This window comes from Streptomyces rubellomurinus (assembly GCF_000961885.1).
Classification (GTDB): Bacteria; Actinomycetota; Actinomycetes; order Streptomycetales; family Streptomycetaceae; genus Kitasatospora; species Kitasatospora rubellomurina.
On sequence record NZ_JZKH01000047.1, the window covers coordinates 50,860 to 62,141 of the forward strand.

Genomic DNA, 11,282 nt, shown 5'->3' on the forward strand with positions numbered 1-11,282 from the left:
GGCGGAGTCGGTGCGAGCGAGGGGCGGCCGTGCGCGCGGCCGCCCCTGACCGGCCGCCCCTGACCGGCCGCCCCTGACCGGCCGCCTCTGGCCGGCCGCCCTTGACCGGCCGCCCCTGGCCGGCCGCTCGATCACCGATCTCGGTCACTAATTGGGTGTCGCCGGTCAGTTCGGGGCTGATAGCGTCCCGGACGTGGCAAAGCTGAACCAGATCATCGCCGTTGAAAAGGGCGTCAAGTCCAAGTCCTTCCAGGAGCTGACGCAGGCCCACCAGGACCTGCAGAAGCCCGCGCTGCTGGCCGGGATCTCCCGCAGCTACCAGCCCAAGGACGAGGAGGGCGAGCAGCTGCCGCCGGAGTCGACCCGGGTGCAGCTGAAGGCCGAGGACATCCTGCGGTCCACCGCGAGCACCCTCACCCGGCTCTTCGACATCACGGCCACCAAGGACTGGGCCAACGTCGGTGCCAGCGCCGACGTGGTGGTGGACGGCCAGGTGCTCCTCGCCCAGGTGCCGGTGCCGTACCTGCTGTTCCTGGAGAAGCAGCTCACCGATCTGTTCACCTTCGTGAAGAAGCTCCCGGTGCTGGACGCCTCCGAGTCGTGGAACCTCGACCCGTCCACCGACTCCTGGAAGACCGAGCCGGTGCGCACCATCCGGACCAAGAAGGTGCCGCGCAACCACGTCAAGGCCGAGGCCACCGAGAAGCACCCGGCCCAGGTCGAGGTCTACTACGAGGACATCGCGGTCGGCTACTGGACCACGGTCAAGTTCTCCGGCGCGCTGCCGGCCCGGCGGGTGAACGAGCTCGCCGAGCGGGTGGAGAAGCTGCAGCAGGCGGTCAAGTTCGCCCGCGAGGAGGCCAACTCGGTCGAGGTCACCGACCGGAGGGTGGGCGACGCCGTCTTCGGCTACCTGTTCCGGTAGCCTCATGAACGCCCGCCCGGGGAGCCGGGCGGGTGCATCGGGCGCGCAAAGAGGACTCCGTTCCGGGAAGCCGGGGCGGGTTCGCGCTGCGCGATGCGAAAAGCTGACACTGATGTTGAAGCTGACCAGGGGTCACCAGTGGAGGTTCGAATCCTCCCCCCGGCACCACGGGCCGGGGTAGCCCAAGCGGTAGAGGCAAGCCCGTGAATCTCAGACTCTCGCTCCAGTCTCAGCATTCGCCGCCGAACACCGGATCGACCGGGTGTGGACGAACATCGACGAATGCGGGTTCAAGTCCTGTCTGTGCCGCTTCGTGGCACGGTAGTTCAAAGGTAGAACGCGTCGGTTTCAATCTGATCCGCGACCCTTCAACGTGCCGGTGTGCGCAATTGGGCGGCACACAGGGGCCCGGGAGCAGGCTACGCTCCCGGGTCCTCTCGCGTTTTCGAGGGCGGTCCGGGCGCACGGGTGAGGCGGGTGAGGCGGGTGAGGCGGGTGGGGGGGACGGGCCTCAGCCCTGGATCTCCTGGCGGTCGATCTGGTCCTCCCGGACCAGCCAGAGCGCGAGGGCGGCGCCCACCAGGCTGACCACTCCGCCCAGCAGCAGCACGAGGTTGAGGCCGTCCAGGAAGCCGGCCCGGGCGGCGGTGGCGGCGGCCGCCCTGGCCGGCTCGGGAAGTGCGGCGAGGGCCTGCGGCAGACTGCCGGAGGAGGCCGCCTCGATCAGCTCACGGGGACGGGCGCCCTCCGCGATCGGCGTGCCGGCCGCCAGCTCGCGGACCTTGTGGGTGCCCCGGCCGACGAAGATCGCTCCCCAGACGGCGATGCCGACCGCGATCCCGACCTGTCGGAAGGTGTCGTTGATGCCGGCCGCCATGCCGCTCCTCTCCTTGGGCACCACGCTCACCGCGACGTCGGCGATCACCGGGTTGATCAGCCCGACGCCCGCGCCGCCGACCAGGAAGCCGACCAGCAGACCGGTCCAGCTGTCCTCGGGCTGGACGTCGCCCATCAGCAGCATGCCCGCGCCGACCGCGACCAGGCCGACGCAGAGCATCAGCCGGGCCGGCACCCGGGAGAGCAGGACCCCGGCCACCGGCGCCACGAAGAAGCTGAGCACCGTGATCGGCAGGTAGCGCACGCCCGCCGCGAACGGCGAGAGCCCGAGGTAGTTCTGCAGGTACAGCGTGAGGTAGAGGAAGAGCGCGAACAGCGAGCTGGAGACGGCGAACGCCGCCAGCTGCACGCCGGTGAACGCCTGCCGGCGGAACAGCCCGAGCGGCAGCATCGGCTCCGGAACCCGGCGTTCGATCAGCACGAAGACGGCGAGCAGCACGGCCGCACCGGCGAACAGCCCGACGATCAGGCCGCTGCCCCAGCCCTCGGCGTTGCCCCGCACCAGCGCGAGGACGAGCAGGAACAGGCCGGTGCTGAAGGCCACGACCCCGGCCCAGTCGATCCGGGTCGCGTTCGGGTCCCGGCTCTCCGCCAGCTTGAGGTAGGTGACGAGCAGGGCCGCGGCTCCGATCGGCACGTTGAGGTAGAAGATCCACTCCCAGCCGAGCGAGTCGGTGAGCGCCCCGCCGATCAGCGGTCCGACGGCGACGGCGATGCCGATGGTGGCCCCGTAGACGCCCATCGCGGAGCCGCGCTCCCGCCCGGGCGGGAACTCCTGCGCGACCAGGGCGAGCGAGACCGCGAACATCACCGCGCCGCCGACGCCCTGGACCGCGCGCGAGACGTTGAGGAAGACCGGGTTCGGGGCCAGGGCGCAGAGCAGCGAGGCGCCGGAGAAGATCACCAGTCCGGCCGCGAAGGCCCGGCGCCGCCCGAGCCGGTCGGCCAGCGAACCGGCCGTCAGCACCAGGGCGGCCAGGGAGAGGGCGTAGGCGTCGAACACCCACTGCAGGTCGGTGAAGCTCGCGCCCAGGTCCCTGCGGATCGAGGGCAGGGCGACGTTCACGACGGTGATGTCGAGCAGCAGCATGAACGTCGCCACCGACACGGCGATCAGCGTCCACCACTTGCGTTGCACGGCTGCCGGTCTCCTTCGAAGAGGGGGAGTTCGCACGGACGGCCCGCCCGCGGGCGGGCGGCGACGTGCCGCCGACCGTACGCAACACCGTCACCCGAACCGCGCATATCGGGCCGGACGCGCGCGAGGAGACCCCGTCCGGTCCAGGCCGCGGAAGGACCCCGGTCGGGCGGAACGAGGCGGCGTCCACCGTCAGGCGACCGGCCCCGCCCGGCGTGCGTCCGCGCCGCCGGACTGCTGAGCTGGGCGGGGAGCGCCCCGGGGCCCGTCCGGCCGGCCTCCCGCACCCCACGACGGAGGACCCCGTGCCGGACCCGACGACCTCGTACGCCGACCTGCGCGCCCTGGTGATCAACTGCACCCTCAAGCGCTCCCCGGAACGCAGCCACACCCAGGGCCTGATCGACGTCAGCACCGGCATCCTGGAGCGCCAGGGCGTCGCGGTCGAGGTCCTGCGCGCGGTGGACATCGACATCGCGACCGGCGTCTGGCCGGACATGACCGAGCACGGCTGGGAGACCGACGAGTGGCCGGTGATCTACTCCCAGGTCATGGCCGCCGACATCCTGACGTTAGCTGGGCCTGTATGGCTGGGGGACAACTCCTCGGTGATGAAGAAGGTGATCGAGCGGCTGTACGCGTGTTCGTCGATCCTCAACTCGGAAGGGCAGTACGCGTATTACGGGCGGGTCGGCGGGTGTCTGATCACCGGCAACGAGGACGGTGCCAAGCACTGCGCGATGAACGTGCTCTATAGCCTCCAGCACCTCGGCTACACGATCCCGCCGCAGGCCGACGCCGGCTGGGTGGGCGAGGCCGGGCCGGGGCCGTCGTACCTCGACCCGGGGTCCGGTGGGCCGGAGAACGACTTCACCAACCGCAACGCCACCTTCATGACGTGGAACCAGCTGCACCTGGCCCGGATGCTCAAGGACGCCGGCGGCATCCCGGCTCACGGCAACCAGCGCTCGGAGTGGGACGCCGGCTGCCGCTTCGACTTCGAGAACCCCGAGCACCGCTGAACCGCATCCGGGACCGTGCCGTCGCCGGCCGACCGGGCCCGACCGGCGCGTCACACACGAGCACCCGGTCGCCGTGCCCCAACTCGGCGAGGGCTCCGGCGAGATGCCGATTCAGGATCCCGCCCTTCGTCACAGCGCCTCGACCTCCGCGGCGGTGGGGAACGACTCCTGGGCCCCCCGCCGCGTCACGGCGACGGCGCCCACCCGGGCGGCGTACGCGGCGGCCTCCGCGAGCGAGGCCCCCGCACCCAGCTTCCAGGCCAGTGCGGCCGTGAAGGAATCACCGGCACCCGTCGTGTCGACGGCCTCGACCTGCACCGACGCGACCCGCACGACCTCACCCTCGGCGGACGCGACCAAGGCGCCCTGCGAACCGAGCGTCACCACGACCGATTCGGGCCCGCTCGCGAGCAACTCCCGCGCCCACGCGGCGGGATCGTCGCCGATGGCCTCGCCGCCCAGGATCACCCGGGCCTCGTGCTCGTTGACGATCAGCGGGTCGCAGGCCGCCAGGACCTCGGCCGGCAGCGCCCGCGGCGGCGAGGGGTTCAACACGAACCGCGTACCGGACGGCAGTTGGCGCACCACCTCGACGACCGTCTCCAACGGGATCTCCAACTGCGCCGAGACCACCCGCGAGGCGCGGACCAGGGGCCCGGCGGCCCGGACGTCCTCCGGCGTGAGCCGCCCGTTCGCGCCGGGCGACACCACGATGCTGTTGTCCCCGGACGGGTCGACGGTGATCAGCGCGACGCCGGTCGGGGCCCCGCCCACCAGGACGCTCGTCGTGTCGACCCCCGCGCTCCGCTGCGACTCCAGCAGCAGCCGCCCGTTCGCGTCGTCCCCGACCCGCGCGAGCAGCGCCGTGCGCGCCCCGAGGCGCGCGGCGGCGACCGCCTGGTTGGCGCCCTTGCCGCCGAGATGGACGGCGAGGTCCGACCCGAGAACCGTCTCCCCGGCCGCGGGCCTGCGCTCGACACCGATCACGAGATCGACGTTGGCCGACCCCACGACCAGCACGTCGTAGTCGTACATGAAACTCCCCAATCAGGAAATCCGGAACGGGGCGAGCCGGAGCCCCGCTTCCGCGGGCACCCCGGCCACCCCTTTCCCCGTCTCAGCCACTGAATCCGGCCACGGTCTCCTTCGTGACCACCTTCACCGGCACCTTGATGGTCTCCTCGACCTTCTCCCCCTCGATCGCCTTGACCGCGTTGTCCACGGCGATCTTCCCGAGCTGCGACGGCTGCTGGGCCACGGACGCGTACAGCGTCCCCTGCTCGACCGCCTTCAGCCCGTCCGGAGTCCCGTCGAAGCCGACGACCTGCACGGAATCACCGGCCTTGGACCCGAGCGCCTTCGCCGCGCCGAGCGCCATCTCGTCGTTCGCGGCGATGACACTCCGGACGTCCGGGTGCGCCTGGAGCAGGTTCGACATGACGTCGAGACCCTTCGTCCGGTCGAAGTCGGCCGGCTGCTGCGCCACGACCTCGATCCCCGGGTACGCCGCCAGTCCCTTGGCGAAGCCCTCGGCCCGCTCGCGCGCGGCGGAGGTGCCGGCCAGCCCCTGGAGGATCACGATCTTCCCGCTGCCGCCGAGCTTCTCGGCGAGGGCCTTCGCCGCCTGCTCGCCGCCGGCGACGTTGTCGAGCGCGATGTCGTCCGGCACCCGCAGCCCACGGGCGCGTACGGCGTCCAGGGCGCCCAGCGCCATCAGGTTGTCCGCCGCGAACACGACCTGCGGGGGCTCGGCGAGGTCGAGGAACCGCTCGGTCGCCCGCCGGCCGCTGTCGGCCTGGAAGTCGCCCTGGCCGACGTACCGGTCCGGCAGGTCGAGGCCGTACTCCGCCAGCGCCTCGCGGAACGCCGCCACACGCTCCTGCCCGGTCGTGGTGGCCGCCGGCCCGGCGATGATCGCCAGCCGCCGGCGCCCCAGCCGGTGCAGGTGCGCGACGAGGTCCCGTACGGCGCCCCGCCCGTCCGCCCGCACCACCGGCACGTCGACGCCGGGCGCCGCCGACCACCGGTGGCGCCTTCGCCACGGCGGCGGCGACACCTTCAGGATCCAGTGCGCCGACAGCGGCCGCGTCCTCGGCATCTCCGGCGCCTCCACCGCCCTGGGGGCGCAGGCCGTGCTCTGGGACGACAACGGCGCCGCCGACCACCGGTGGCGGTTCATCTGATCCGGCGTCGGGCCCCGGTCGCCGCGGGGGCGGGGGTGGTGTGATCTATCCCACGGTCGCCGGATCTCCGTCCGTCGGGGTCCTGCTCCGGAGCGCGGTGGGCGGGGTGGCGGGCCCGGTGGCCTGCGGGGTCGTGGGGCCGGGGGTCCGGGCGGGCGGGGGTGTCAAGCTGGCCGGTTCCCGATCCGCCGGCGGATGCGGTTCAACCGCTGCCCCTCGTTCATCCGTTCGTCATGGGACGGTCGGTCACCTGTGAGCCGCCGGAGGCGATGTGGGACGGGACGCCGGACGCCGGGCGTCGGACGAGAGGGGATGGGCGATGGGGCGAGTACTGGCCGAGCTGGTGGGGGACACGGAGGACTTCGCCAGGGCACTGGAGGACCGGAGGCCGCAGGTGTTCCGCACCGCCGGGTGGCCCGCCGGGCTGCCCCGGCCGGACGAGTTGGACGCCGTCCTGCACGGGGGCCTGCTGCGGGTGCCGTACGTGGAGATGGTGATGGGCGGCGAGGTCGTCGCGCCCGAGCGGTTCTGTACGGCGCGCACGGTCGCCGGGCGGCGGGACGAGGGCTGGGCGGACCCCGGGCGGATCGCCGCCCTGCTGGCCGAGGGTGCCACGTTGCTGCTGCCGCAGCTGGACCAGTGGCACGCCCCCGTGCGGGCGCTGGCCGGCGACATCGCGCTCCAGCTGGGGCGTCGCACCGAGGCGTTCTGCTTCGCGACGGGCGCCGGCCGGCGTGGCCTGGACGTGCACCGGGACGACGCGGACGTGCTGGTCGTCCAGCTCGCGGGGGAGAAGGAGTGGACGGTCCACGAGGCGCCGGCGGACGGGCGCTGGCGCCCGGGGCTCGCCCCCGAGCCGGGGCCGGTGGCGGTGCAGACGGTGCTCGCGCCGGGCGAGGTGCTGTACGTGCCGCGCGGCGCTCCGCACGCCGCGACCGGGCGTCAGGGGCTGTCGGTGCACCTGTCGTTCGTCGTCCGTGAGGTCGGCACCGGGCGGTTGCACGCGGCGGTCGGCGAGTTCCTGGCCGCCGGCGCCTCCCGTGGTGGCGGCAGCGGCAGCGGCAGCGGCAGCGGCACCGGCAGCGGCAGCGGCACCGGCACCGGCACCGGCGCCGGCGACCTGCCCGAACGGCCCGGGACGGCCGCCGACCTGCTGGCCGCCGCCGCCGAGGTGCTGCACCGCAGCCGCGCCCGCCTGGCCGAACTGACCCCGGAGGAACTGCTGCGCTTCGCACGGGGCCCGCTGCCCGACCCGGCGCCGGACACCCCGCCGCTCCCGGGGCCGCTGGGCGGCTGAGCCGGGGGAACGCGAACGGGCGCGGTTGCGCCGGACCGTGTGAACGGTCCGGGCAACCGCGCCCGGTCGTACCCGTACTGCCGCTGGATCAGGCGGAGTCGCCCGATCGAGCCGGTGGCACCGGTCAGATGCAGTACGGGCGGGTGCAGGAGCCCTCGCACGAGATGCTGAACGCGGCTTCCTCCTGCTCGCCGGTCTCGGCGGCGACGAGGTCCTGCACGTCGAGGTCGAACAGCTCCTGCATGTCGGTGGCCATGGGGGCCTCCCTTCGTCAGTGCCGCGACTGGCCGCGGCGGACTGCAGCGGACGTTAGGCACTCGGCGCGGAGCCCGACAATGACCGTGCGACAACGGATGGGCGAATCCAGCCAACTCTTGATGACTTTTGATCGCTCATAGACACCTTTCGATCGTCGGGATAGAACGACCCGACGAACTCGCTCGACGAAGCGACATCGCCACAGGGCGACACGGCACCACAGCAATACGGCGACAGGGCGACACGAGGCACGGGGGCACGGTGGGGAAGAAAACGCACGCGGCACACCGGGACACGCTCTTCACCGCGACCGGACCCGTCCTGCTGCGCACACCGGCGTCGGCCCGCCCGGACCGCGCCGTCCCCGCCGGGGCCGATGCGGTCGATGCGGCCGGGCTCGATGCCGACGGGCTCATGGCGTACGTCGCCGAGGCCGCCGCCGATCCGGTGCTGCGGGAGGCGATCGAGGTGTCCAGCCCCTCGCTGGCGGATCTGGTGGACCAGGTGGCTGCCGCCGTGCCTCGCCCGGCCGCACTGGGCCCTGACGCACTGCGACCCGTCGCTCTGCGCCCGGCCGCTCTGCGCCGCGCCGCCGAGGCGATCGGCCGCTACCGGCTGCGGATGGCCACCCGCCCCACCCCCTTCGGCCTGATGGCCGCCGTCGCACCGGCCCGCTTCGGCACCCGGGCCGAGGTCCGCTGGGACGGCGCCGAACGCCGCGCCTTCCGCCCCGACCTCGGCTGGCTCCTCCCGCTCCTGGACCGGCTGCGCACCGACCCGCAGGTGCTGGCGACCCTGTGGCTGGCCGCCGACCAGCAGGTCGCCCTGCGCGGCGACCGGCTCGTCCTGCCCTACCTGCCCGAACGGCGCGCCGAGTCGGCCGGCGGGAGGGGCGCGGTCGCCAGGGGCGGAGGTGCCAAGGATGCGGGCGCCAAGGGCGGGGGCGCCGGAGCCGGGGGCGCGCAGTCCGTCAGCGAGCGGACCGTGCGCGCCACCGCCGTGGTGCGCGCCGCCGTGCGCCACGCCGCCCGGCCGCTGCGCCACGCCGACCTGCTCGCCGCGCTGGCCGCCGACTTCCCCGCCGCCCCGGCCGAGGCGATCGCCGCGCTCGTCCGCACCCTGGTCGCCCAGGGCTTCCTGCTCACCGACCTGACGCCCCCGCCGGACAGCACCGACCTGCTCGGCCACGTCCTCGACCGGCTGCCGGACGGCCACCCCGTGCGCGCCGAACTCGCCACCGTACGTTCCCTGTTGGGGCAGGCCACCGGCCTGCCGCGCGGGCAGGCCACCGCCGTGCTGCGCGAGGCGCGCCGGCGGATGACCCGGCTCGGGCCCGCCGACCGCGCGCTGCACGCCGACCTCGCCCTGGACGCCGAGGTGGTCCTGCCCGAGCAGGTCCGCACCGACCTCGAGCACACCGCCACGCTCCTGTGGCGGCTCTCCCCGCCCGTCACCGCCCCCGAGCACCTGCGCACCTACCACGCGGAGTTCGTCGAGCGGTACGGCACCGACAGCCCCGTCCCGCTCACCGAACTGCTCGACCCCGACACCGGCCTCGGCCCGCCCGCCGGCTACCGGCGCCCGGCCGGCGCCCGGGGCGCGGCCAACCCGCAGTCCACCCGCCCCCGCACCGACGCCGACGCGGCCCGCGACCGGGTGCTGGCCGAACTCGCCTCCGGCGCCCTCGCCGACCGCGAGCCCGGCGCGCCCTTGCCCGAGGTCGTCCTCGACGACGACCTGCTCGCCCGTCTGATCCCCCCGCAGGACGAACCCGGCGGCGCCGCCGACACCCCGCCCGCCTCCCTGGAGCTGTACGCCGAACTCGCCGCCGACTCCCTCGACGCCCTGGACGCCGGCCAGTTCCGCCTCGTGCTCTCCCCGACCGCCGGCAGCGACCGCGCGGGCGCCACCTTCGGCCGCTTCGCCGCCCACCTCGCCGGCGCGGGCGGAGACGGCGCGGACGGCGGCGCGGACGGCGGCGCGCTGCTCGCCGCCGCCGCGGGCAGCACCCCGCACACCGACGAAGTCCTCGACGCCCACCTGGAGTTCACCCCCTACCGCCCCCGGCACGCCAACATCGCCCTCACCCCCCGCTGGCTCGGCCACCGCGTCGCCGTCAGCGCCTTCCCCGACCCCGGCGGACCCACCACCCTCCCGCTGGACGACCTCGTCGTCCTCGCCGACGCCGAACGCCTCACCGTCCACTCCCGCAGCCTCGGCCGCGAGATCCGCGCCACCGCCCACCACGCGCTCAACCTGCGCACCGGCGCCCCCAACGCGGCCCGCTTCCTCCAGGAGGTCGCGCTCACCGGCCAACGCCCCTGGCAGCCCTGGGACTGGGGCGCCGCCGCCAGCGCCCCCGCCCTGCCCCGCGTCCGCCGCGGCCGGGTCGTCCTCGCGCCCGCCGCCTGGCGCCTCACCGCCCCCGTCCCCTCCGGCGACGCCCCGTACGAGCAGTGGGCCGAGGGCCTCGCCCGGTGGCGCCGCCGCTGGGGCGTGCCCGCCGCCGTGCGCCTGCTCAGCGGTGACCAGCGCATCGGCCTCGACCTCGACAACCCCTGGCACCGCCGCCTGCTGCACAGCCAGTCCCGCCCCGACCGGCCCACCGTGCTCCAGGAGGACCTCACCGGCGACGGCGGTGGCGACGGCGGCTGGCTGTGCGGCCCCGGCGGCGCCCGCACCACCGAACTCGTCGTCCCGCTGCGCCGCACCGCCCGCCCGGCGGACCCGGCCGCCCCCGCGGCGCGCCGTCCGCTGCCCGCCCCGCACCCCCGCAGCCCCGAACTCCCGGGCGGCCCCTGGCTGTTCGCCCGCCTCGCCGCCACCGAGGCCCGGCACGACGAGATCCTCGCCGACCACCTGCCCCGGCTGCTCGCCGACCTGCCCGGCGACGTGGACCGCTGGTTCTTCATCCGCTACCGCGACCCCGCCCCCCACCTGCGGCTGCGCTTCCACGGCACGCCGCGCACCCTCGCCGCGGACCTGCTGCCCGCCCTCCACGACTGGGCCCACGACCTGCGCCGCGCCGGCCTCGCCGCCGACCTGCGCCTCGACAGCTACACGCCCGAGACCGACCGCTACGGCGGTCCCGCCGCCCTCGCCGACGCCGAGCGCGTCTTCCACGCCGACAGCCTGGTCGCCCTCGCCGCCCTGCGGCTGGCCCGCGCCGCCCGCACCACGCCCGGTGAACTGCTCGCCGCCGTCAACCTCACCGCCACCGCCCAGGCCTTCCTCGCGGCCCGCCCCACCCCGCTGCCCGTCGGCGGCTGGATCGCCGCCACCTACCCCAAGTCCGAACAGCACCACCAGGCCTTCCGGGCCCACCGCGCCGCGGCCCTGCGCGCCATCGGCCCGGCGGGCCCCACCACCCCCGGCGGCGGCCTGCTGCCCGCCGACCCCGCCCTCACCGCCGCCTGGCACGAGCGCGCCGCCCGACTCACCCAGTACGCCCCCCGCCTCACCCCGCCCACCGCCGGCCCGGCCCTCGCCTCCGTCCTCCACATGGGCCACAACCGCCTCATCGGCATCGACCGCGAGGCGGAACGCCGCGCCTACGCCCTCG

General features: G+C 74.6%; 9 protein-coding genes and 1 pseudogene. 5 read left to right on the plus strand and 5 right to left on the minus strand.

Annotated features, from left to right (window positions below; all coding sequences use genetic code 11):
• Positions 1-193 precede the first annotated feature (193 nt).
• Positions 194-925: a DUF7873 family protein gene (locus VM95_RS22340; protein ID WP_045699686.1), complete on the plus strand. Its 732-nt coding sequence runs from the start codon at positions 194-196 to the stop codon at positions 923-925.
• Between the two features lie 511 nt (positions 926-1,436).
• Here VM95_RS22340 and VM95_RS22345 read toward each other — a convergent pair.
• The gene (locus tag VM95_RS22345) at positions 1,437-2,960 is read right to left on the minus strand and encodes an MFS transporter (protein WP_045699690.1); all 1,524 of its coding nucleotides are present in this window, start codon (positions 2,958-2,960) and stop codon (positions 1,437-1,439) included.
• 305 nt (positions 2,961-3,265) lie between these two features.
• Between VM95_RS22345 and VM95_RS22350 the strand changes: the two genes are divergently transcribed.
• A complete protein-coding gene (locus VM95_RS22350) occupies positions 3,266-3,982 on the plus strand; it encodes a flavodoxin family protein (protein ID WP_045699692.1) in 717 nt (238 codons plus the stop codon).
• Between the two features lie 34 nt (positions 3,983-4,016).
• On the opposite strand, the pseudogene VM95_RS44535 reads toward VM95_RS22350, so the two are convergent.
• The 3 genes and pseudogenes from VM95_RS44535 to VM95_RS44540 form a co-directional block, all read right to left on the minus strand.
• Positions 4,017-4,115, minus strand: a pseudogene (locus VM95_RS44535) (RbsD/FucU domain-containing protein); the annotation flags it as partial.
• Positions 4,112-5,017: a ribokinase gene (locus VM95_RS22355; RefSeq protein WP_045699694.1), complete on the minus strand. Its 906-nt coding sequence runs from the start codon at positions 5,015-5,017 to the stop codon at positions 4,112-4,114. The gene VM95_RS22355 and the pseudogene VM95_RS44535, both read right to left, overlap by 4 nt.
• 82 nt (positions 5,018-5,099) lie before the next feature.
• Positions 5,100-5,981 (minus strand): substrate-binding domain-containing protein, encoded by an 882-nt coding sequence (locus tag VM95_RS44540; RefSeq protein WP_244178891.1) that lies wholly within the window; start codon positions 5,979-5,981, stop codon positions 5,100-5,102.
• Here VM95_RS44540 and VM95_RS45675 point away from each other — a divergent pair.
• Both VM95_RS45675 and VM95_RS22370 read left to right on the plus strand, forming a co-directional pair.
• Positions 5,893-6,165, plus strand: a complete 273-nt coding sequence (locus VM95_RS45675) for an RICIN domain-containing protein (RefSeq protein ID WP_107073051.1) — start codon at positions 5,893-5,895, stop codon at positions 6,163-6,165. The genes VM95_RS44540 and VM95_RS45675 overlap by 89 nt on opposite strands.
• 319 nt (positions 6,166-6,484) lie before the next feature.
• A complete protein-coding gene (locus VM95_RS22370) occupies positions 6,485-7,462 on the plus strand; it encodes a JmjC domain-containing protein (protein ID WP_045699700.1) in 978 nt (325 codons plus the stop codon).
• Positions 7,463-7,586: 124 nt separating this feature from the next.
• On the opposite strand, the gene VM95_RS45280 is transcribed toward VM95_RS22370, so the two are convergent.
• A complete protein-coding gene (locus VM95_RS45280; RefSeq protein ID WP_279616844.1) occupies positions 7,587-7,718 on the minus strand; it encodes a hypothetical protein in 132 nt (43 codons plus the stop codon).
• Positions 7,719-7,981: 263 nt separating this feature from the next.
• Between VM95_RS45280 and VM95_RS22375 the strand changes: the two genes are divergently transcribed.
• Positions 7,982-11,282, plus strand: a 3,301-nt coding sequence (locus tag VM95_RS22375; protein WP_052707498.1) for a lantibiotic dehydratase, incomplete at its 3' end; no start/stop codon positions are given.

What these genes read in the sequence shown, in the direction of transcription:
- VM95_RS22355 (WP_045699694.1), bottom strand. Translation starts at nt 5,017, where the DNA reads ATGTACGACTACGACGTGCTGGTCGTGGGGTCGGCCAACGTCGATCTC.
- VM95_RS45675 (WP_107073051.1), top strand. Translation starts at nt 5,893, where the DNA reads ATGATCGCCAGCCGCCGGCGCCCCAGCCGGTGCAGGTGCGCGACGAGG.
- VM95_RS22370 (WP_045699700.1), top strand. Translation starts at nt 6,485, where the DNA reads ATGGGGCGAGTACTGGCCGAGCTGGTGGGGGACACGGAGGACTTCGCC.
- VM95_RS45280 (WP_279616844.1), bottom strand. Translation starts at nt 7,718, where the DNA reads ATGGCCACCGACATGCAGGAGCTGTTCGACCTCGACGTGCAGGACCTC.